23 protein-coding genes are annotated in these 20,764 nt (G+C 40.6%); 5 read left to right on the top strand and 18 right to left on the bottom strand.

Annotated features, from left to right (window positions below; genetic code table 11):
* Nucleotides 1-5: 5 nt before the first annotated feature.
* The gene (locus tag ACYQ1I_RS09900) at nucleotides 6-887 is read right to left on the bottom strand and encodes a pentapeptide repeat-containing protein (protein WP_459764802.1); all 882 of its coding nucleotides are present in this window, start codon (nucleotides 885-887) and stop codon (nucleotides 6-8) included.
* A 108-nt stretch (nucleotides 888-995) separates the two neighbouring features.
* Between ACYQ1I_RS09900 and map the strand changes: the two genes are divergently transcribed.
* Complete coding sequence (map, locus tag ACYQ1I_RS09895) at nucleotides 996-1,757, top strand: type I methionyl aminopeptidase (RefSeq protein WP_459764800.1); 762 nt, start codon at nucleotides 996-998, stop codon at nucleotides 1,755-1,757.
* Nucleotides 1,758-1,838: 81 nt separating this feature from the next.
* On the opposite strand, the gene ACYQ1I_RS09890 is transcribed toward map, so the two are convergent.
* Nucleotides 1,839-1,976, bottom strand: coding sequence for a hypothetical protein (locus ACYQ1I_RS09890; RefSeq protein ID WP_459764798.1), 138 nt, complete (start codon nucleotides 1,974-1,976; stop codon nucleotides 1,839-1,841).
* Between the two features lie 152 nt (nucleotides 1,977-2,128).
* On the opposite strand from ACYQ1I_RS09890, the gene ACYQ1I_RS09885 reads away from it, so the two are divergent.
* Nucleotides 2,129-2,533 (top strand): bacteriohemerythrin, encoded by a 405-nt coding sequence (locus ACYQ1I_RS09885; RefSeq protein WP_459764796.1) that lies wholly within the window; start codon nucleotides 2,129-2,131, stop codon nucleotides 2,531-2,533.
* 5 nt (nucleotides 2,534-2,538) lie between these two features.
* Here the strand turns inward: ACYQ1I_RS09885 and ACYQ1I_RS09880 are convergent, their stop codons facing one another.
* Both ACYQ1I_RS09880 and ACYQ1I_RS09875 read right to left on the bottom strand, forming a co-directional pair.
* Complete coding sequence (locus ACYQ1I_RS09880; protein ID WP_459764794.1) at nucleotides 2,539-3,018, bottom strand: L,D-transpeptidase family protein; 480 nt, start codon at nucleotides 3,016-3,018, stop codon at nucleotides 2,539-2,541.
* A 125-nt stretch (nucleotides 3,019-3,143) separates the two neighbouring features.
* A complete protein-coding gene (locus ACYQ1I_RS09875; RefSeq protein ID WP_459764792.1) occupies nucleotides 3,144-4,712 on the bottom strand; it encodes an FMN-binding protein in 1,569 nt (522 codons plus the stop codon).
* Between the two features lie 425 nt (nucleotides 4,713-5,137).
* Between ACYQ1I_RS09875 and ACYQ1I_RS09870 the strand changes: the two genes are divergently transcribed.
* Entirely contained in the window at nucleotides 5,138-6,181 is a 1,044-nt protein-coding gene (locus ACYQ1I_RS09870) for an FAD:protein FMN transferase (RefSeq protein WP_459764790.1), read from the top strand.
* A gap of 91 nt (nucleotides 6,182-6,272) precedes the next feature.
* Here the strand turns inward: ACYQ1I_RS09870 and ACYQ1I_RS09865 are convergent, their stop codons facing one another.
* The 5 genes from ACYQ1I_RS09865 to ACYQ1I_RS09845 all read right to left on the bottom strand — a co-directional run bounded on the left by ACYQ1I_RS09865 (nucleotide 6,273) and on the right by ACYQ1I_RS09845 (nucleotide 13,739).
* Complete coding sequence (locus ACYQ1I_RS09865) at nucleotides 6,273-6,998, bottom strand: HAD family hydrolase (protein ID WP_459764788.1); 726 nt, start codon at nucleotides 6,996-6,998, stop codon at nucleotides 6,273-6,275.
* 191 nt (nucleotides 6,999-7,189) lie between these two features.
* The gene (gene cphA, locus ACYQ1I_RS09860; protein WP_459764786.1) at nucleotides 7,190-9,844 is read right to left on the bottom strand and encodes a cyanophycin synthetase; all 2,655 of its coding nucleotides are present in this window, start codon (nucleotides 9,842-9,844) and stop codon (nucleotides 7,190-7,192) included.
* A 38-nt stretch (nucleotides 9,845-9,882) separates the two neighbouring features.
* Nucleotides 9,883-10,695, bottom strand: a complete 813-nt coding sequence (locus ACYQ1I_RS09855; RefSeq protein WP_459764784.1) for a cyanophycinase — start codon at nucleotides 10,693-10,695, stop codon at nucleotides 9,883-9,885.
* A 330-nt stretch (nucleotides 10,696-11,025) separates the two neighbouring features.
* A complete protein-coding gene (locus ACYQ1I_RS09850; RefSeq protein ID WP_459764782.1) occupies nucleotides 11,026-12,648 on the bottom strand; it encodes a Na/Pi cotransporter family protein in 1,623 nt (540 codons plus the stop codon).
* A 161-nt stretch (nucleotides 12,649-12,809) separates the two neighbouring features.
* Nucleotides 12,810-13,739, bottom strand: coding sequence for a cation diffusion facilitator family transporter (locus ACYQ1I_RS09845; protein WP_459764780.1), 930 nt, complete (start codon nucleotides 13,737-13,739; stop codon nucleotides 12,810-12,812).
* Nucleotides 13,740-14,005: 266 nt separating this feature from the next.
* Between ACYQ1I_RS09845 and acpP the strand changes: the two genes are divergently transcribed.
* Nucleotides 14,006-14,233 carry an acyl carrier protein gene (gene acpP, locus ACYQ1I_RS09840; RefSeq protein ID WP_459764778.1) on the top strand — a complete coding sequence of 76 codons (228 nt, stop codon included), beginning with the start codon at nucleotides 14,006-14,008 and terminating at the stop codon, nucleotides 14,231-14,233.
* A gap of 170 nt (nucleotides 14,234-14,403) precedes the next feature.
* Nucleotides 14,404-14,817, top strand: coding sequence for a hypothetical protein (locus tag ACYQ1I_RS09835; protein ID WP_459764776.1), 414 nt, complete (start codon nucleotides 14,404-14,406; stop codon nucleotides 14,815-14,817).
* 76 nt (nucleotides 14,818-14,893) lie between these two features.
* Here the strand turns inward: ACYQ1I_RS09835 and ACYQ1I_RS09830 are convergent, their stop codons facing one another.
* The 9 genes from ACYQ1I_RS09830 to panC form a co-directional block, all read right to left on the bottom strand.
* On the bottom strand, nucleotides 14,894-15,247 hold the full coding sequence (locus tag ACYQ1I_RS09830; protein WP_459764774.1) for an Asp23/Gls24 family envelope stress response protein: 354 nt from the start codon (nucleotides 15,245-15,247) through the stop codon (nucleotides 14,894-14,896).
* A 138-nt stretch (nucleotides 15,248-15,385) separates the two neighbouring features.
* Nucleotides 15,386-16,000: a molybdenum cofactor guanylyltransferase gene (gene mobA / locus ACYQ1I_RS09825; protein ID WP_459764772.1), complete on the bottom strand. Its 615-nt coding sequence runs from the start codon at nucleotides 15,998-16,000 to the stop codon at nucleotides 15,386-15,388.
* 36 nt (nucleotides 16,001-16,036) lie between these two features.
* Complete coding sequence (locus ACYQ1I_RS09820; protein WP_459764770.1) at nucleotides 16,037-16,351, bottom strand: hypothetical protein; 315 nt, start codon at nucleotides 16,349-16,351, stop codon at nucleotides 16,037-16,039.
* An 83-nt stretch (nucleotides 16,352-16,434) separates the two neighbouring features.
* Nucleotides 16,435-17,148 (bottom strand): HAD family hydrolase, encoded by a 714-nt coding sequence (locus ACYQ1I_RS09815; RefSeq protein ID WP_459764768.1) that lies wholly within the window; start codon nucleotides 17,146-17,148, stop codon nucleotides 16,435-16,437.
* A 64-nt stretch (nucleotides 17,149-17,212) separates the two neighbouring features.
* On the bottom strand, nucleotides 17,213-18,313 hold the full coding sequence (locus tag ACYQ1I_RS09810) for a 4Fe-4S dicluster domain-containing protein (RefSeq protein WP_459764766.1): 1,101 nt from the start codon (nucleotides 18,311-18,313) through the stop codon (nucleotides 17,213-17,215).
* 91 nt (nucleotides 18,314-18,404) lie between these two features.
* Nucleotides 18,405-19,118 (bottom strand): twin-arginine translocase subunit TatC, encoded by a 714-nt coding sequence (gene tatC / locus ACYQ1I_RS09805; protein WP_459764764.1) that lies wholly within the window; start codon nucleotides 19,116-19,118, stop codon nucleotides 18,405-18,407.
* A 33-nt stretch (nucleotides 19,119-19,151) separates the two neighbouring features.
* Nucleotides 19,152-19,340, bottom strand: a complete 189-nt coding sequence (locus ACYQ1I_RS09800; protein WP_459764762.1) for a twin-arginine translocase TatA/TatE family subunit — start codon at nucleotides 19,338-19,340, stop codon at nucleotides 19,152-19,154.
* 180 nt (nucleotides 19,341-19,520) lie between these two features.
* Nucleotides 19,521-19,904, bottom strand: a complete 384-nt coding sequence (gene panD / locus ACYQ1I_RS09795) for an aspartate 1-decarboxylase (protein ID WP_459764760.1) — start codon at nucleotides 19,902-19,904, stop codon at nucleotides 19,521-19,523.
* 1 nt (nucleotide 19,905) lies between these two features.
* On the bottom strand, nucleotides 19,906-20,754 hold the full coding sequence (gene panC / locus ACYQ1I_RS09790) for a pantoate--beta-alanine ligase (protein WP_459764758.1): 849 nt from the start codon (nucleotides 20,752-20,754) through the stop codon (nucleotides 19,906-19,908).
* Between the last annotated feature and the right edge of the window lie 10 nt (nucleotides 20,755-20,764).

Here is a 20,764-nt window from a genome sequence, read left to right as displayed (position 1 = left end):
AAAATCTATTTCCAATGCGCTGGTCGAATCAGTGACTCAGGTATTCTGGTGGCGGCATCTCCCTTGGCTGCATTAATTTGAGATTGGATAAGGAAAATGCTTTTAAAAAGATCGGCCCCCCTTAGGTCGGCATCTCTGAAATCAGCTCCGATAAAATTAGCCCCTGTTAAATTACTCCCCCTCAAATCGGCAGCAATCAAGTAGGCACCTCTAAAGCTGGCTCCGACGAGGTCTCTTTTTCTAAGATCGGCACCAATTAAATCAGCTCCCCGTGGGAAGGCTTTCTGGGCCTTCATGCCCCTGCGTGCATCGGCCTGTACAAGCCGACTGACACTAATGAGCAGTTCATTAACATCCGACCGATATGGTTCTAAATCAAGGTTCATCAGATCATCGGCGTTACGGTGGGTTAGTTCCTCTATCCTGCCGAACATTGAACGAATCAGGTTATGAATAGATTGGGCTGGCTTCAGCCTTAAGGACTCCGCTAAATACCACAATAACTCATGGAGCTGCCGCATGATTAAAAACACCTGAAACATTTGTGAGGAATGTCGATTATCTTCCCAGCTAACTCCTCTATAGGTTCCTTGGGCCACCTTTTGGCCCGCTCCAATACAGTCAAAGCCTATACAGCCCGTAAAACCACGGTTCTTGAGGTCTTCATGGACACCGCATCGAAAATCGGCCTGTAAATATTGACAAGGCTGGCCCGGGGCTTTATCCACCGGAAAACCCTCTGAGGCAGAAAAATAGAGTGCAATACAGCATAGCCCAAAACAGTTTTTGCAGTCAGCCATGAGGCTCTTGACAGAAATATTAGTCGAGGAGGTCGATATATGCTTTGAAGATGGGCCCTTTGAGTTATTTTTATTTGAATATTTCATATTTTCACCTCATATGAACATATAAATTAGTCTTATGTTCCATTTTATCATAGTTCATAAACAATAGAAAAACATGATATAATAAAATAAAAAATTGAGGCGATAAAAATGATCATATTAAAATCAAAGCGAGAAATAGAAATTATGCGTCAAGCAGGCCGAATCGTCGCTGAATGCCATGCTTTGTTGGCTGAAACCATTAGGCCTGGTATTACAACAAAAAAGCTGGATGAGATGGTAGAACGGCATATTGTCAAAAGTGGCGCAATTCCCAGCTTTAAAGGCCACCATGGTTTTCCGGCCTCTATTTGTGTAGCCATAAATGATGTGGTCTGCCACGGGTTTCCGACTGATCTCCCCCTACAGGGAGGCGATATCGTAACCCTTGACATTGGTGCCCATTTTCAAGGCTATCATGGGGATTCTGCCTGGACCTATGGTGTAGGAGAGATTACAAAGGAAGCAAGGAAGCTAATGGAGATTGGAAGGCAATCCCTCTTTATTGGAATTGAGCAGGCTATAAAGGGCAACCATTTGGGGGCCATCGGTTTTTCCATTCAACGCTTTATTGAATCGGAGGGCTACAATGTAGTTCGTGATTTTTGCGGCCACGGAGTAGGCCAGGAGTTATGGGAGGAACCACGAGAGGTGTTACACTACGGCAATAATCCAAAGGAGGGAATCAAGCTAAAGGCAGGCATGACCTTGGCTATAGAGCCAATTATTACTGCTGGGAAATATTATACCACAATCGATAACGATGGTTGGACGGCTCGAACAGCCGACGGGTCCCTTTCAGTTCAATACGAGCATTCAATTGTCATTACAGAAAATGGCCCCGAAATATTAACTGCCTTGCCTGGAGCATAAATAGCTATCAAAATGGACAGCACCAATTGTAGATTGGGCTGTCCATAATTTGTTTTTACAGTTAGATTAAAGTCATTGCCCTTACCCCTGTCTCCTCTGGATTCGAGTAATTCCCTTAAACAGTATTGGTGTGACCACAATGGGGATGGACATATAGCCTGAATAATTGTAGCCCTTGGCCACCAGGGGAATCACCCTTAAGAGCAATGACCTAGGCAATTAAGACAGAATTGTAATTTTTAAAATAAATGCTCCCTTACGCCAGTAGAAATTAATATAATTTTCAGAAAATATCGTTAGATTTTCCGTTTAAACAACCTCTTCCTGGAAATATATGAATAGTAACAAATAATTGCTAAGGAGCTGATACTATGTTTAATTGGACACCGGATTTGGCATTGGGTAATACAACAATTGATAAGCAGCATCAGGAGCTAATTGAGCATGCATCTAAAATCTATGATGCTTTAAGGGCCGGCCAGGGCAAAAGTTTAGTGAGGGAGCAGACGACATTTTTGAAAAAATATATACAGGAGCACTTTGAAGAAGAAGAGAGACTTCATGCTCAGCATCAATATCATTATGCTCAAAATCATCGGGAAGCCCATCGAAATTTCCTAAAACATGTTACAGAACTAGAAAATGAACTGCTTTCAGCCGGAGAGTCATCTAGTCTTGCTATTAAAATCAATAAAATTATGAATATCTGGTTTAAGGAGCATATTAAACGAGCTGATAAGGATTTTATTGATTTTATGGCTAAGAAAAAGGCATAGGCCTTTTAAGATATGTGTTCCTGTTGAAAGCCACCCCAGGGAATGTTCAGTCTCATCCACCGGGTACCAAAGGCTCCCCCTGGATTCATGATTTTTTGTATGATCTGCCAATCCCCCACCGGGGTGGGTGTAGAGGGTTTTCCTACTGCAACAGGATAGGTATTAATTATTTCTGTGAATTGTTTCAAGGTTAAGGTCTTTTGCATTAAGTCAATTTCTATAGAATACCCCTCCTCTGGTGGTGGATAATACTGATTGGGGCTTAGCCCGATGGCATTCCATGTGTCGGGCCCCACAATGCCGTCAGGATTCAGGCCAAATTCTGTCTGGTAAGTTCTGACTGCCTCAAAGACATCTTCATCATATATACCGTCTATTGTCTGGTCATAGAAACCAAGCTCTGTTAGTCGTTCCTGTACATGTATGACATCTGGTCCTTCCATATAGGGGTCTAATAATCTTAAATATCTACTGGCTAACACCATCCTAAACGCCTCCTCTCTTTATTATACGATTAACTATTTAAAAGAGTGTCTTAAGCTGCTCTACAATAAAAATACCCTATGGAAATACCTTTTTATTTCCATAGGGTTGATTTTAAGCCTATTTTTTATTTTTCTATTACGTCTACTGCCTTAGGCGCCAATTGAAGGATTCCTTTACCCCAGTTTGTGGCACCAGTTTTTGTATCTACTTCGTCAATTGCTTTATTTTCCAGGAACTTATCAATCATTCCCTGTTTGATGTCTAATTGATTTCTTCCCTGTAGTACATCTGGTGTTCTGCCTGCCCATCTTTCCAAGTATGATGGATTGTGGGGTTTAGCTAAGGGAGAACCAGTTTGATATTCTACATAGTCAGCATCTACTATTTTACCACCTTCAGCCAGAGCTAGGAACTGTACATAATAAGCACTGGAAGCAGTAGGCTCTCCATGGAATACGTAGATTGTAGAATCTTCTGTTACTTCAATATCTGCTCTTTTTGCTTGATTTAAAGCTCCAGCAGTCAGCAGCTTTAGGTCAGTTCCCCATCCGGTTGCTCCTGTGGCAACGTCAACCATATTAGGATCTTGTGTTTTAACTAATTGAGCTTCTCTTTCTGCAATAATTGCCACTGGATCAACATCAGGATATCTGTTTGTCCAGTTGGTCAAGTACCCAGCACCATTTTCTCTCTTGCCTTCGCCTGCTTCGTTGTAGGAATTATACACAACAGATACAATTTTACCATCTTCTACCACAAGGTCTACCTGTGGAGTCCAACCGTTTGAAGCAGTTAGTCCAATAATTACATATTTACCATCTCTGTAGGAGGCATCTACTACTTCGCCGCCAAGGGCAACAATTTCATCTTCTATGGCCTTGGCTGCCATGGCTTTACCAAGGGCTTCCCTAACTAAGGCCTTGAAGCTTGAGCTGGCACCTGTGGCACCACTTACGGAATCAACCAATACTGGTGTTTGTACAGCAAGCAGATCTTTTTCAAGGGAATCGATGGCACTGGCCAAATCAGCCTCAGGGTATCTGGCCTTCCAGTTTGTATTGTATTCTTCATCGGTTTTCTTACCTCTGCCATCTTCAACATTGTATTCATTGTAGGTAACAGCAGTAATTTTTCCACCGGCAATTGTAACATCTACCTGTGGAACCCAGCCTCTGCTGTCTAATCCCACAGCAGTATATGTTCCGTCCTTTAATGCTGAGCCTTCGCTAAAGAAGTATACACTATTGCTTAAAACATCTTCATAATAGTATAGTCCCAGGGCAGCAGCAAAGTTGGAAGCTGGAATAAGAGCCTTATTATCCTCGTTGATAATTACAGGTGTATCGATCTTTGCATTTTGTACAAAGATGTTCATGGTTTCTGCCTTTTCAGCAGTTGGAAGATTGGAAGCGTTTTCACTATTTAAGATATAAACACTTCGGGTAGCTTCTGCATAATGAATATGTAGTCCTAATAATTCAGTAATCTCTCTTACAGGAAGATAGGTAACACCTCCCTTATATTGAGTTCGTGTTTCTAATGTTTGTTTTACCCCATCCAAAAAAACGATAGCAGGCTTAACACCAGGTCCTTCAAATGCAGTGGCAGGCGCGTCTGCAGCATTTACGAATCCAGCCAACACCATTGGTAAGACCATTGCTACGGCTAATAGTACAGCAAGCATTTTTTTCATTAAACGTTCCTCCTTTTTAAAATGTGTAGCATTTTGAGTCGTTATTTACAATAAACAACTTCTCGTTTAATATTTATTTAACAAAAAACTAAGAAATCCTTCTTTTTTTTTAATTTTTTTAAGATTATTTATTATTTAATAAAAATTAGGATGTGTCTGAATACTCCGAAGGGTGCAGATTTTACTGAATTTTTGTTCCAAGCAAGGCGCTTTTTTGAAGGCATACCAGGAGTACGTCAAGGAAAAGCAACGCTGCGTGGGACAAAAAAGCGGTGAAAGATGCCCTTGAGTGGGTTTTCAGACACACCCTAATTACATATTGTAGAATTGATGATATTTATGATTGTGCTGGTTTTCTTCCTTTCTTTACTTTTTTTATGACAGTTGATATAATAATCTGGAATTCAAAAGAGGAGTGTTATCTAATGATCAATAAAAAGCTAAAATATCTAATTTTATTTGTTACAGTTTCCCTTATAACTACATTATTGGCCGGCTGTGGTGAAACAAAACTGGAGCAGGCGGATATGGAGGACCTGGTGTTGGGAACCTTTGGTTCTATGCGGGTATTTGCCTCCTCTACCAAAAAGGGTGAAGCCGCCATGGAAAAGGCCTTTGAAAGAATAAACGAAGTTGAAAATAAAATGAGTACCTCCATCGAAGGCAGCTTTATTCAACAGATTAATCAATCGGCAGGCAAGGAGGCCGTTGAGGTGGACGATGATACTCTTTTTGTCATCAAGGAAGCCCTCAACTATGAAGATGTTACCCAGGGGACCTTTAATATTGGCCTTGGCTCCTTAATCGATCTATGGGGAATCGGCAAGGAGTGGCAGAAGGTTCCTACCCCGGAGGAAATTACCGAGGTGCTGAAGCATATCGATATCAATGAACTAGAAATAGATGGTAACAACGTTTTTTTAAGGGATAAAAATATGATGCTGGATTTAGGCGGCATTGCCAAGGGCTATGCCGTTGACGAGGCTGTAAAAACCTTAAAAGAGAATGGAATCGAAAGTGGATTTGTTAATTTGGGAGGCGATATTTACGCCATTGGAGCAAAGCCCGATGATACCCCCTGGATAATTGGTATTCAAAATCCGGTAATTGGCAGTAATACCGTTATGGCAAAGATTCCCGTTGTCAATCAATCAGTTGTCAGTTCAGGTGATTACGAACGTTATTTTATTGAAGACGATGTTCATTACCACCACATTTTAGACCCTGAAACCGGGTACCCTACCGACAATCAGCTTTCCAGCGTGACTGTGATTTCTGAAAAGGCTATTGATGGTGACGTCCTGTCAACCGCTGTATTTGTCATGGGGCTGGAAAAGGGACTTCTTTTCCTTGAGGAATTGGAAAATATAGAGGGTGTTATGATTACAAAGGATAAACAGGTTTTTGCCACCTCAGGGATCGTAGATAAGCTGGAAATTATGGATAACAGCTACCAGCTGGTAAGGTAGATTACATTTTCAAATAGATTTTACTTTTAAGCTAATTTAGCTCCAGGGTAGCCTGGGGCTTTATCTATGGATTTTTTATTATTGAGAGGACTTATAAAATCTCTACGTCGGCAGGGAGCTTATAAATAACATCCTTTCTCTCAATAATGACGGTGGTTCGATCCTTCAGCTCGGGATCCTTTTTAATGTTTTCCAGAAGCTCGTAGGCTGGGTTAATTGCAATGGGGTTTCCTACCCGCTTCAGCATCGAATAATCCCCGTTGGTGTCACCATAGGCGTAGCTAGCCCTTAGGTCAATATGATACTTTTCGATCAATTCATCTATAGCAGCATGCTTATTGATTGAATCCCACATTTGTGAGATTTCACCGGTGAAATTTTCCTTCTCATCGACATAATAAATGGTGGCCCGATAATCTGTAGCACCATATTTCTCAGCCATCTTTTTCACCAGATAATCAGGACTGCCAGAAATAAAGAAAACCAAGTGCCCCTGTTCCTTATGCCACTCAATACGGTCTCTGGTATAACGATAAACACGATCCCCCTTTACATCGATCACCTGGTTAGCGATAAATTCCATCTCGTTTCTATTTAAGCCCTTCATTGTATCTAGGTAAATGGCAGCCACCTCCAGCAAATAATCCTCAAAATTTCCCTGTCTTTTATCCCAGTCATGATAGGTCTTTTTTGCAATATTATGCCAGAGGGCAGGATCAATAATTTCATATTTTAGGAGCTTTTTAAAATGTTCAATCATTAAAGAGTTACGATATAAGGTACCATCAATATCTATGAAAACACCTATTTGTTTCATTTTTCAATTCCCCCCTGCATTTATGTTTACTCAAATTTTGTTACTTAATAGATATATTATTAATATATACACAAAAAAGTAAATTTTAAAACAGCATGATTTTTAGGCTGTCTGTTCTTTCAATCATAACGTTAATAAGAACCCCTTTCAATAGGAAAGGGGCCCTTATAATCCATTCAACCCTTATACGGTTACCAGGCTATCTTTGCTGCTGAAACCTCTGTTTCCTTGTTAGATAAAAGGGCGGCGGTGGACTGGTAGTTTTCTACCAATTTAATCAAGGGTTCCAGCTCCTCGTAAAATACAACAATCAGGTCCCCCTCCCGGGCATTACTGATGGCCATTTCCAGGGCCTGTACCTCACAGGGTTCAATGATAATTTTGTCTTCTGCCATTCCTGCCATGATACAGCCCTTTTTCAGGAGCTTTGCCACCTCCTCGGGGCTTCGACCTCTCAAATCCTTGTCCTCTTTAATATATACCTGGTCAAAATATTTACCTGACAGTTCCCCCAATTTAATAATATTGATATCGGTTCTGTCACCAGGTACACCGATTACTCCGACCAATCTTGAACCTTCCATCTCCTTTAAGGCATTTAGAACATTGATATAACCATCCAGGTTATGACCATAATCGATGATAACCTTAAAGGTATTCAAATCAAAGACGTTAAATCTGCCAGGATTATTTTTTACATCTGCCTTAAATTCCTTTAAGGTTTGTGCAATAACCTCTAAAGAAATTCCCATTCCGTAGGCACCTGCCACGGCAGCCATACTGTTTTGTAGATTATGCTTTAAAAGTCCCCCAAAGGATATTGCAATGTCCCTAACAGGTATTAATGGAAAGGCCTTTTCACCATCAAATATATATACATGATTATCGTATACATATACTGCCTTACCGCCTTTTTTTATGTGGCCTACCATCACAGGATGATCAGAGCTCATACTGAAGTATATTTGATTACACCTGACCCCCTTGGCAATTTCGCCGGTATAAGGATCATCAGCATTTAATACTGCCCAGCCGTCCTTTTTTACCGCTTCCACCACCAGCCCCTTTACATGGGCCATCTCTTCCAGTGTATTGATTCCATCTATCCCCAAATGGTCATCGGCAACATTAGTGATAATCCCTACATCCGCCAGGTCATAGCCAAGACCCCTATTAATAATTCCTCCTCTGGCGGTCTCCAGCACAGCCGCTTCTACCCGTTGATCCATTAACACCGTTTGAGCACTTTTAGGTCCGGTTGTGTCACCCTTATAAATTAGCTCTTCATCTATATAAATCCCAGAAGTTGTTGTCATTCCAACAACCAGCCCACTATTTTTCAACATTTTACCCAGCAATCGAGTGGTGGTGGTTTTTCCATTTGTTCCCGTTACAGATATAATTGGAATACTGGCATTTTTCCCATTGGGAAACAACAGCTCAACAATTTCCTTTGCCACATTACGGGCTTTACCCGCAGAGGGATAATGATGCATTCTAATGCCAGGACAGGCATTGACCTCAATTACGGCGCCGCAATTTTCCTTTATGGGAATGCCGATATCCTCTGTAGTGATATCGACTCCAGCGACATCTAATCCGATGATTTTAGCTGCCAAAATAGCCAGCCTTGCATTTTCAGGATGCACATCATCAGTTACATCAATGGCTGTTCCGCCGGTGCTCAAATTGGCATTTTCCCTTAAAAACACCACCTCATCCGGAGCCGGAATATCATCAAGAGATTTGCATGTCTTTTCTAAAAGCAGCGACATAACATCGTCTATTTTAATTTTTGTCAAGGGCTTTTCATGGCCATCCCCCCTAAGGGGATTTTGATTTTCCATTTCAATTAGCTCTCGAATGGTGTTTTTTCCGTTTCCAATTACATGGGCCGCCAATCGTTGGGCGGCTGCCACCATACGGTCACCCACCACCGCCACTCGATAGTGCTTTCCCTTTATATATTCTTCAATCAAAATTCTCTCACTAAAACCCCTGGCAATATGGAAGGCCTTTAAAACCTCCTTTGAACTTCTTAAATCTATGGAAACACCTTTTCCCTGGTTGCCGTTGTAGGGCTTTACCACCACAGGATAACCTAAGTCCTGGGCCGCTTCCATTGCCTCAATGGGGTCTCCAACAATTTTTCCCATTGGTACCGGTATGCCCGCTCCTTTAAGCATTTCCTTAGTCAGTTCCTTATCACTGGCCGAGTCAACGGCTAAACAGCTGGTTTGATCTGTAATGGTAGCCTGTATTCTTCTTGCATTTTTTCCATAGCCCAATTGAATCAGGCTATTTTCGCCCATTCTTATGACAGGTATCTTGAGCTTTGCAGCTTCCTCTACAATAGCGGCAGTGCTTGGCCCAAGACCTTTTTGATAAATTTTTTCTCTGATTTTGTTCAGGCCTTGACTAATATCTAATTTTTTAGAGTTAAGTAATGCTTGAATTAACTCAAAGGCCAGTTTACCAGCCTCCAGACCGGCAATGTTATTTTCATAGGCGTAGACGATATAATAAATGGTTTCATTCTCTAAATATCTGGCCTTACCATAGCTTAAATCATACCCCAGCATATTTTGTATTTCCAGAGCAGTATGCTCCATTACATGGGCCAGATAGGTACCCCTTTCTAATCTTTCTAAAAATCCCCCTTCTCTACCCAGGCAACAATGGTGCTTTTTCAGGCCAGGCAGAATCTCAATCAGGCCCTCATTAAATCCTTCAATATCACAGGTTGGAATATCTACATATTTGCCTAGGTCAACATGTATCCTTACCACAGGACAATGGCTATATATATTCCTTCCTGAATAAAGACGAATATCAATTAATTTCATTAAAGATCCTCCTCAACCTTTAATCACTCACTGTATATTTAATCTTCTTTAAAAAGAATTTTTCGCTTCTCCATATGAAAGCCATACTGGTTAGGTAAAATATGCACTTTTACATTGGTAATTACCAATGGCTCATCGGGGTATTGCTCAGAAATATTGGTAAATTCAATTTCACTTCCATCTACAATCGTTACCACACCTGAACCGATCACTTCAATTTCATTTTGATGATTTACGACTATAGCCGTATCTTCGTCAATTCCAATGCCCAGGGGATAGGGATTTTGGGCCACCGCTCCCAGTAACCTGCCAATTCTTCCCCGTTGGTTAAAGTGTTGATCAATGATAGCTCCCTTTAAAAAGCCCATGCCCGGAGCCAGGCGAATGGCACTTTTTTTAGGTGCCTCCTCTTCCATTCCTTCTACCACCATAATTTCGCTCATCATGGAGGCGCCAGCACTGGTGCCTGCAATGATGCCTCCTTCCTCCATAAAACGATAAATTGCTTTATGAAAGTCAGTTCCTCCCAATAGGCTCGATATTCGCAGTTGATCACCGCCAACAAAAAAAATACAGCTTAGTCCCTCAAGATTTTTAATTACCTGTCGGCGATTTGCCTCCTGCCGACTAAGTAAATTAATAGTTTCTACCCGACTAGCCCCCAGTTCATAAAATAGTTCCTTATATTCTTCTCCAACCTCTAAAGGGTAATTGGTGGCAGTAGTTACTATGGCTATTTTAGACTGCTCATTTCCAGCCCTTGATACAATTTCCTTTAATATTTCTTTTCCTGCTTTTTTGTCCTCTCCACCACCAATAATGATTAATTTTGTAGATTGATCCTTTCCCATAGGCTGCTCCTTCCAAAATAAACTATTGTTATTTTATCCTCAACTTTTGTAAATATACTCTTTCAGCTTTAAAAAACTAGTCATTTCCAATTATCACCAACACAGCAACTATTCTCTATAACGGCTGGACAATGGCTATGACCAAGTCACAAATAGCACGGGCCGGTGATTTTAGCGCAATATATGTACGGCTTATTATGGTAAGGATCATACTACAATCGCTACAGAAACGACTGTCGAATCAGGAGGCTCATTCAATATATCCGTTTAATTCTAATAAAAAAGATCAAAGCGTGCTCTCTAAAAGAACACGCTTTGATTAAAGTTGTTTTATTTATTCCGGTTGCTGGCCTTAATTTCGTCCAGCACTGCCATGGCAATGTTGGAGCTATGGTCTGAAATTCGTTCCATATTACTGATAATATCAAGAAAAATTACGCCGGAGCCGGGACTGCATTGTTGATTGTTAAGCCGATGAATATGATTTGCACGAAGGGATTTTTCCATCAGGTCAACCTTCCCTTCAATTTCAATAACCTTCATAGCCAGATTATTGTCAAGATTTCTCATGGCTCCCAGGGCATTGATATAACCCTTCATGACAAGCTCCTCCATTTCCTTCAGCTCCTTAAGAGCGATTTCAGAGAAATGCAATCCATTGTCTATTTTATATTGAGCCAGCTCTGCAATATTTTCCGCATGGTCTCCCACCCGTTCGATGTCATTGATCGTATTAAACAGGCCATCCACCAATTCACGGTTACGATTTGAAATATTTGTATTGGATAATTTAACTAAATATGCTGCCAGCTCCCGCTCAAGCTCGTTTACAACCTTCTCCAGTTGGAAGCATTCTTCCACCTTCTTCTGGTTATTCTTAAAGAAGCTTTCCATAGCATGGGTAAGGGAATCCTTGGCAACATTTCCCATGTGAAGGGCCTCTTTGATGGCACTCCCCAGGGCGATAGAAGGGGTTTCCAATATACGATCATCAATGTACTTAATTCCGTGGGACACCTCTTCTTCCCCGGGAATAATTTTCTTAGATAGGTAAACCAGCAAACCTGCAAAGGGTAATTGAATCAATGTGTTAGAAATGTTGAAAATAGTATGGGCATTGGCTATCTGCCTGGAAATATCCGTCGGATTCAAATAGGTAATAATTCGGTAAATGGGTTTTTGTAGAACAAATATGAAAATCAATGTACCCACAAGGTTAAAAATAAAGTGAACCGCTGCCGCCCGCTTGGCGGTTTTATTGGCTCCAATACTCGATAATATTGCTGTAACAGTGGTACCGATATTAATTCCAAACAGAATTGGAAGCCCCGATTCAATGGGAATTAATCCCTCCATGGCCAGGGCCAGGAGTATACCCGTTGAGGCCGAGCTGCTCTGAACTGCAACAGTTATGGCAAAGCCTGCAAGTATCCCTAAAAATTGATGATCCCCAAAGCTTACCAATAAGTCCTTAAAGGGCTGATAGGTTCTCAAGGGTCTTAAAGCTTCGCCCATATAGCTCATACCAATAAAGAGAATACCAAACCCGATAAAAGCCTCAGCAAATTGTTTAATTTTACGATTTTCGGTGAATAACCATACCCCCACTGCCAGTCCCACAATAATGGGAGCGTATTTTTCAATTTTAAAGGTTATAATATGAGCAGTAATGGTTGTCCCAATATTGGCCCCCATAATTACCCCAACAGCCTGGGTCAGCTTCATCATTCCCGCATTGACGAAACCTACCACCATCACCGTCGTGGCGCTGCTGCTTTGCACCACAGCTGTAACAAGGGCTCCAACTGCAACCCCCATTAAGCGATTGCTGGTAAGCATACTGATTATGGACTTAAGCTTGTCACCTGCCGCCTTTTGGAGTCCGGTACTCATAACGTTCATTCCGTAGAGAAATAGTCCCAAGCCCCCTAATATGCCAAAAACGATTTCCATTCAAGCGCCTCCTTATTGAGCTTCCAGCTCTAACTTACACCCTTTCTAGCTTAAGACTTTTTTCCTATTCTTTCGTTAATTACATGTTAGAGAAGTGTTAAATCTATGTTAAATGTTTTAACATAGATTTAACACAAATTTCACTTTTCTGATTATTCTAACTAATCATTTTCTCTGAGACTACAGCTATTTTCCCCATCGCTTTCTTGAAAACAAGGATCCAGGTGAACAATAACATCCTCCAAATGCTGTATTTCTTCCTTTACGATTGATTCAATCTGATCAGCCACCCGATGTCCCTCGTGGACTTCCATATAGGGATCAACGCAGACCTTGACATCAACATAGACCACCGAACCATGGACCCTAGTTCGAATGTCATTGATGTTGTATACATCCTTTAACCGAAGTATTCTTTCTTTAATTTTCGTTAAATCCTCCTGCTGTATTGACACATCAATGAGTCCGTGAAAGCTATCCTTTAGAATATCCCAGCCTACCTTTGCCACAATAAAGGAGACCACTACTCCCATTATGGCATCTAAGGTCATTATGCCGAAGGATGCGCCCACCAAACCAATCAAGGCGGCAACAGAGGAAAGGGCATCGGAACGATGATGCCAGGCATCTGCCTTCAGGGCATTACTGTTTAGCTTTTTGCTGACCCTGATGGTAACCTGATATTGTGCCTCTTTGATTAAAATAGAGACCAATGCAGAAAAATATGCCAGTTTGCTGACATAGACTATTTCACCCTCAAAAATAGCTTTAACCGATTGTATTCCCGTTCCCAGCCCTACCAATATCAGTACTATAGCTAATAAGAAGGCCGCTACGGTTTCTATCTTTTCGTGACCATAATGATGCCGCTCATCTCTTGGCTTCTTGGCTAAAAACATCCCCACAATTACTCCTAGGGTGGTAATCACGTCAGAGGCCGAGTGTAACCCATCGGCAATTAGTCCCTTACTGTTCGACACTGTTCCAGCAGTCACCTTTAATATCACCAAAAACAGATTCAGTAATACTGTCATGATTAAAACCTGATTCAGCTGCTGATTTTGGAAGTTCTCCCCTGGATACTCCTTCATATACAGTCCCCCAATTATCAATTGATATTTATATATCATTATATGTTGTAAAGTATAAATTGTAAACACATTAATTTTTCTGAATTTTATTATCTAAAGGGATTGATTTGTATTATCAATTGAAATTAAACACCCCCTACTCTGGTCCTTTCTCTAAAGAAATCGATAAAATCAAAGATTAGGGGATATACATTCAATATAATATGTGGTATATTATAAATGAACTTTTTGACAGTGAAAAAGGAAATTAAGGAGGCGTACATAGAATGTTTCAAAGAATCAGAGAAATTATCGCTGAACAACTGGGAATTGATGATGTTGATACCATTGAAAAAAATACTTCCCTCACAAATGATCTTGATGCCGATTCACTAGATGCAGTAGAAATTATCATGGCCATCGAAGATGAATTTGGTGTGGAAATACCAGATGAGGAAGCAGAAAATTTCAAAACGATTGGCGATATCGTTGAGTATGTAGAGTCCCATCGATAATTTTTGCTAATTAAAAATTAACCCAACAGGTACTGTTCAATAATTGACAGTATCTTTTTTTATTGAATAAGAAAAATATCTATTAGACAAGTTTCCTTTCCTGAATAACTTCATAACCTATATATTAAAGTAACTATGCTTTAAAATATATGGTTTAAGGAGGTTTTTCTGTGGAAGCAAATAATCATTTCATGTACCCTCCTATGGAGGATTTCCCTGCTAGTCCTTACCCTATGTCCCCTATGATGGCTCCTATGGGCGATATGGGTTATTTCCCAGGCCATGGTGGAATGCCCGGCTGCTACCCACCGGTTTCAAGTCCGTGTCCTCAAATGCCCATGCCCAGCCCCATGCCGCTGCCAACACCAATGCCTATGCCTATGCCCAGCCCCATGCCAATGCCAATGCCCCCCGGCATAATGCCTTTACCAGATCACTGCATGCCTGAAGATGCGGCTGATCATATGAAAAAGATGTATTATATGCATATGTATATGGCGGCAATGCACAAGGCAGAGGCTTATAAGCACAAGATGATGCATTGTGATCATGAGTGCCATAAGCGGGATGAAGACCACTGTTAGGTTGATGCAGGATACATAAAACAGGCCAGCAAAGCTGGCCTGTTTTATCCTTTTATTCTCATATTTTTTTGATTGACTAAAGCTGAATATCCTGAACAAATACATTGACTCGTTCTACACTGATTTCAGTCATATTTTCAATGGAATCTTTAATTCGTTGCTGCAGCGTTTTAATTAGGTCAGGAATGACTGAACCATAGGTCACCACCACAGATAGATTGATTTCCAATTGCTTTTCTTCATTATCTATTTTGACTCCCTTATTGCTGTCTTTGGCAAAGACCTCTGTTATTCCCTTCGATAGCCCCCCTGTAAAGGAAACGATACCTGGCACCTCCTCCACAGCTTTTTGCGTAATAGTCATAATTACATCATTTGATATTTTGATTTTTCCCTGCTCTCCTACTATTTCCATTGCATTTTTAGACATCCCGGTTCCTCCTTATTTCAAATAATATTTATGAACTGATTATTCCTCTTCTAACAATTTTCCTGTTAAGCAATTGATCAGTAACCTTTTTTGAATATATTACGGCAATCATAGCTGATCCGCAATTATAAAAAGTAATTATTTTTTTAAATTTAAAAAAGCCTGACTTACATCCAGATATTGCTGATAGGTGTTGATATTAACAAAGCATTTCATCTTTGGATCAAATTGTTTAATGATATCAGGCAGCACCTTCTTTACTCTTAACATCTTTAATAGCTCCGTAATCTTGAATCGATCTCTTTGAAGCATTTCTTTAATAGGCTCCATGCAATCCCTTTTATACAGGGCGTAAAGAGGCTCATAATGGGGTTCAATATAGGGAATAACCACATCCTGCCCCTCTATCTGCTCAATCATATAGTGCACCAGCTGCAGGTTGACAAAGGGCATATCACAGGCAATTACAAATATATAGGGGTGACTGGCAACCTCCAGCCCCGAATAAATCCCCAACAGGGAATTTTTCTTCCCCAATGCTATACTATCCTTAGTCAGCTTTACATCAATCAAGTGACTATATTCATCGGGACAGTCGGTTACAATAATGATCTCACGAAATCCTTCCCTTAGGACTTCAACAATTCGATCGATCATTGGCTTGCCCCCCAGCTCCATCAATGCTTTGTTCCGCCCCATTCGACTACTGGCCCCACCTGCCAATATAACTGCCGATACTGATTTAAAATTCATCATAACCTCCCAAAATAGGTCTATTAAAATTTGGCCTTATTTATTCGTCCTCCGGCAACCATTAGAACATTGACTGCAGTTATTTTGAGTCTTGGTTACAGCATCAAAATCTGCCTTTAAATCTATATCAACCATTAGAATCATCTGACTTTCCTTCTCATCAAAAAATATGATTTCACATTCATGATTTGTACAAATATAATAGCCTGCCTCAACAATTAAAGGCTTAATCTCATCCTTGACAACGGATTGAACTACTGGAGGATGAACGAATTCCCCCATACGATGACAAAGGGGGCAGGGTTTATATTGTTTTTCCTGCTTATGGCTACAGCCGCCACATTGACCCATAATATCACTTCCTTAATTTTATTAGATGACTTACTATTCTATTAATGGGCCCGGCAGCCAGATATCAATCCATATTAATTCATTTATTTAACTTCAGGCAATGCCAAAGCGAATTCATAGAAATCATCATAATTTCCCATATAATCTATATTATCTTCATTGGATTGGCCTATCTTATGGTTTTCAATTAAATAGGTTTTCATTCCCAGCCCCTTGGCCACCATATCCTCCTGAAGATCATTCCCAACCATCATGCATTCTTGGGGTAACCGTTCAATTTTTTCTAATATTTCTTTATAATAATTGAGCTGGGGCTTACAAAAATGCATCTTTTCAAAGGAGGTAATCAAAGTAAAGTCCTCTTCCATAAGACCTGCCCACGCTATTCGCTGTCTTACGGCCTCGTAGGGAAAAATAGGATTAGTCGCAACAATTAAAGTATACCCTTTTTTCTTTAAGACCTTAACCGCTTCAATCATTTTTTCATTTTGCCCAACAGCCTTTTTCACCTTGATAAAATCATTAAGATAAAAATCATTAAAAATAGGGTAAATCTCCTCTTGTTTGTGATGCGTACGGGTAAAAAAGTCTTCAAAAAATGCTTCTTCATTGGTTTTATTGGAATCTATATTTTGTACCATGTATTTTGTAGAGGCCCATACCAGCTTTGTCAATTGTCCCTTTGGAAAATAAGCTCCAAACCGATTCTCCAGGGCATCAAAATAATGCTTTAAAAATTCTTCCATTTCAAGGGGAAGTAGTGTACCATCTAAATCAAATAAAATTGTGTTAATCATTTCCCTAACTCCATTCGTTTTTTCTTATCTTATCATAAAGTATCATAATAGAAAAGACGCCGAATTAGTTTACGGCGCCTTTGATTTCCTGTTCCTTCTTACATTTTAAGCAGAATATCTCTGCTTCTGAATCGTCTTCAGAATTAAAAAAACTCGCTTCACACTGGCTACATTGCCTTTTGCTGAGGGCCTTCATTAAATAGAACCCTTCAAGCTTTGAAATTTTAAGCACGTCTTCTTTTATAGCACTTTGTGGGCATAGTTCCTGACATAGGCCGCAGCCTACACACCGCCCCGGCCCATGGCTTACTGTAATTGATTCAGATTCCTTTTTAACCTGCCATGCTTGCCCAGGGCATACTCCCTGACATAGACCACATCCGTTACAGGCTGCATCTACCCTCCAGGCATTTATAGAGGCCAGTTCTGAAGGAATTACCGTATTGTCTGACAGTTTTAAGGCTTTTAATGCACCTAAAAACAGATTACGGTTGATCTGCCGCTGATTTCTTTCCCCCACAAACTCCTCTGCCACGTGGTCAATGGCCCGCCCTGCCATCTGGGTGGTTTCCCTCTTAAAAAAGCTAAAAAGCTCTCGCCTGGTCAGCTCCGGCTGTGGTATCTGAAGGCTTTCACCTTCAGAGTCGACTGCATGAATCACAATTTCAATCCCCAGGGCCCTTCCTAACTCCTGAGCCCTATGGAGGATCTCATCATTCCATTCCTGATTCATATGCTCACAATGATGACATTGTGTTCTATTTAAAAAGATTTCCCGCTTTCCCGATAATATTGCCAGCGTAATATAATCCTCAACTGTCATACCCCTAAGACAGGGAACCGATAGATTCCCTTTGTTACCTTCCTGAGAACAGCCCAATATAACCTTTGGCTTTTTGGCAGCTTCTGTAATTAACCGTTCTAAACTAAAGCCCTTTAGGGTCAAGGCCTGGGTAGGACACAGCCCGCGACAGCTGCCACAGCCCTTGCATCGATTTTCATCTATTTTAATGGCAGCCCGAGTAGTGGTAATGGCCTGGTGGGAGCAGGCATCCTGACAAATTGTACAGCTTTTTAATCTATTTTTAAAATGAAGGCAATGTTTAATGGCCAATTGAGGTCGAATATCTTCAGTTAATTTTTCCAATAAAAATTTCATTAGCATTTTTTCCTACTCCTCACGCCATATTTTGGTGCTAATTTCACTTTAATAATAACAGCAGGGAAGGCTGCCAATTGACATTCTTCCCCTAATATTATGCTTGTGCTTTCTTACGGTATATGATTGAAGATAAGATTAAACTTAATTCAAATAATAAAATCATGGGCGCTGCCATTAAGCATTGTGAAATAATATCTGGTGGTGTTAGTACCGCTGAAACCACAAAGATTACCAGAATAATCATTTTACGATATTTTTTTAGGGCAGCAGGGGTAATTAGATTTAAATGGGTTAACAACAAAATAATTAACGGCATTTCAAAGGTTAATCCAAAGGCTAAAAGCAATGAGCTGATAAAGCCAATATAGTTTTCAAAGGAAAACAATGGTGCAATTTGTTGGGTCGACACCTTGACAAAAAACTGAATCGTTAGGGGGATAATTACATAGTAGGCAAACAAAATTCCAAGAAGGAAAAAAATGATTGCCATAAATAGGGCAAACAGTAAATTAGCCCTTTCCTTTTTAGTTAATCCCGGCTTAACGAATAACCAGATTTGAAACAGCGTAATAGGTAAGGTTAACACCACCCCTACCACCAAAGAAATTTTAATATAGGCCACAAACAGCTCCGGCGGACTCAAATAGATGAAATCCAACTGACTGGCAGGCTTGGTAACAATTTCGATAATAGTATCTATAAATTGGTAGCTGATCACCGCTCCTGCTATCATGACAATGGCAATAATAATAACTCTTTTCCTCAGTTCTTCTAAATGTTGTATTAAAGTAAGACGCAATTCATCCAACTGGGTGTCCTCCCTGAAACAGAAACTTTTCTACTACTCGCCCTTCTTTTCAATTTCTACTGATTCAGCAACATCCTGTGAGATTTTATTGGAATGGTCTTTAAATTCTTTGATTCCTTTTCCTAAGGCCTTTCCAATTTCAGGAAGCTTTGATGGCCCAAAAACAACCAATGCAATTGCTAAAATTAAAATTAATTCTGAAGCGCCTAATCTTCCAAACATGGGTACTCCTCCTCTTTAATAATCAAGATAATACTTCACAGCCTTATTGATGTTTTTTTAACAAGAATTGATATTTTTATTATAGCTTATCCTGCCCGTAATAGCAAGGATCGTCTTATCAATTGATATTTCCAGGTATATACAGCTAGTATCGAATTAGGCGCTGTTTTTTGAATTCAATCAAAGAACCTCCCCATGGACTTCTCCCCTGGTCTGCTTTAATATTTGGTTATTTTCCCCCAGAATGACCACCTTCGGCTGAAAATTACCGACTTCAGATTCCTCTATTAAACAATAGGCAATAATAATTACTTGATCACCGGGCTGCACCAATCTGGCCGCCGCCCCATTCAGGCAAATTACCCCGCTGTTTCGTTCCCCTTTAATAACATAGGTTTCGAAACGGGCCCCGTTGTTATTGTTCACAATTTGCACCTTCTCATTGGGATAAATTCCCGCTGCCTCTAAAAGAGCCTCATCAATGGTAATGCTGCCCACGTAGTTTAAATTGGCCTCAGTCACCGTTGCTCTGTGTAGTTTTGATTTAAAAAAGGTTAAATACATCTTAATGCACCTCCACAATAATATTATCGATTAGCCGCACCTTGCCTACCCGAGCTGCCAGGGCAATTAACACTTTTCCCTGTATATATGGTACGGAATTTAGCGTTTCAAAATCAACAGCTTCAATATAATCAACGGTCACTGCAGGCTCCCTTTTAATGCACTGTTCAATGCTTGATACGATCAATTTTCCATCCCTTTCTCCTGCTTCAATCATTGACTTGGCCTGAAACAGACTTTGAGAAAGCACCAGGGCTGCCCGTCGCTGCTCTGCAGTTAAATTGACGTTCCGGGAGCTCATGGCTAAGCCATCTTCCTCCCGTACAATTGGGCAAGGAACGATTTGAACATTCATGTTTAAATCCTTGACCATTCGGGTAATCACCGCCACCTGCTGGGCGTCCTTTAAGCCAAAGTAAGCCCGCTGAGGCATAATAATATTAAAAAGCTTGGCAACCACCGTCGTTACGCCTCTGAAATGCCCCGGCCTTGAGGCACCGCAAAGCCTACCTGTTAAGCTTAAAACCTCTACATAGGTTTCGTAGCCCTCGGGGTACATTTCCTCTATGGTTGGATGAAAAAGGTAGTGGGCACCACCGGAAGCCGCCACCTGTCGGTCTCTGTCCAGATCCCGGGGGTATACATCAAAATCTTCATTTACACCAAATTGAGTGGGATTGACAAATACGCTGACCACCACCACGTCATTTTCCCAGCTGGCCCTTTCAATTAATGAAAGATGCCCCCTATGCAAATACCCCATGGTGGGAACAAAGCCTATGGCCTTATCTTCTTTACGGGCTTCCCGAAGGATTTTTTTCATTTTTTCAATTCCAGTTATAACTTTCATCGTAAGCCTT

Source organism: Alkaliphilus crotonatoxidans (assembly GCF_054658015.1).
This window is presented reverse-complemented; position numbering and strand designations above follow the sequence as displayed.

Bases quoted from the DNA above. Each gene is read 5' to 3' on its own strand.
- ACYQ1I_RS09900 (WP_459764802.1), bottom strand. From the start codon at position 887: ATGAAATATTCAAATAAAAATAACTCAAAGGGCCCATCTTCAAAGCAT.
- map (WP_459764800.1), top strand. From the start codon at position 996: ATGATCATATTAAAATCAAAGCGAGAAATAGAAATTATGCGTCAAGCA.
- ACYQ1I_RS09885 (WP_459764796.1), top strand. From the start codon at position 2,129: ATGTTTAATTGGACACCGGATTTGGCATTGGGTAATACAACAATTGAT.
- ACYQ1I_RS09880 (WP_459764794.1), bottom strand. From the start codon at position 3,018: ATGGTGTTAGCCAGTAGATATTTAAGATTATTAGACCCCTATATGGAA.
- ACYQ1I_RS09875 (WP_459764792.1), bottom strand. From the start codon at position 4,712: ATGAAAAAAATGCTTGCTGTACTATTAGCCGTAGCAATGGTCTTACCA.
- ACYQ1I_RS09870 (WP_459764790.1), top strand. From the start codon at position 5,138: ATGATCAATAAAAAGCTAAAATATCTAATTTTATTTGTTACAGTTTCC.
- ACYQ1I_RS09865 (WP_459764788.1), bottom strand. From the start codon at position 6,998: ATGAAACAAATAGGTGTTTTCATAGATATTGATGGTACCTTATATCGT.
- cphA (WP_459764786.1), bottom strand. From the start codon at position 9,844: ATGAAATTAATTGATATTCGTCTTTATTCAGGAAGGAATATATATAGC.
- ACYQ1I_RS09855 (WP_459764784.1), bottom strand. From the start codon at position 10,695: ATGGGAAAGGATCAATCTACAAAATTAATCATTATTGGTGGTGGAGAG.
- ACYQ1I_RS09850 (WP_459764782.1), bottom strand. From the start codon at position 12,648: ATGGAAATCGTTTTTGGCATATTAGGGGGCTTGGGACTATTTCTCTAC.
- ACYQ1I_RS09845 (WP_459764780.1), bottom strand. From the start codon at position 13,739: ATGAAGGAGTATCCAGGGGAGAACTTCCAAAATCAGCAGCTGAATCAG.
- acpP (WP_459764778.1), top strand. From the start codon at position 14,006: ATGTTTCAAAGAATCAGAGAAATTATCGCTGAACAACTGGGAATTGAT.
- ACYQ1I_RS09830 (WP_459764774.1), bottom strand. From the start codon at position 15,247: ATGTCTAAAAATGCAATGGAAATAGTAGGAGAGCAGGGAAAAATCAAA.
- mobA (WP_459764772.1), bottom strand. From the start codon at position 16,000: ATGAATTTTAAATCAGTATCGGCAGTTATATTGGCAGGTGGGGCCAGT.
- ACYQ1I_RS09820 (WP_459764770.1), bottom strand. From the start codon at position 16,351: ATGGGTCAATGTGGCGGCTGTAGCCATAAGCAGGAAAAACAATATAAA.
- ACYQ1I_RS09815 (WP_459764768.1), bottom strand. From the start codon at position 17,148: ATGATTAACACAATTTTATTTGATTTAGATGGTACACTACTTCCCCTT.
- ACYQ1I_RS09810 (WP_459764766.1), bottom strand. From the start codon at position 18,313: ATGCTAATGAAATTTTTATTGGAAAAATTAACTGAAGATATTCGACCT.
- ACYQ1I_RS09800 (WP_459764762.1), bottom strand. From the start codon at position 19,340: ATGTTTGGAAGATTAGGCGCTTCAGAATTAATTTTAATTTTAGCAATT.
- panD (WP_459764760.1), bottom strand. From the start codon at position 19,904: ATGTATTTAACCTTTTTTAAATCAAAACTACACAGAGCAACGGTGACT.
- panC (WP_459764758.1), bottom strand. From the start codon at position 20,754: ATGAAAGTTATAACTGGAATTGAAAAAATGAAAAAAATCCTTCGGGAA.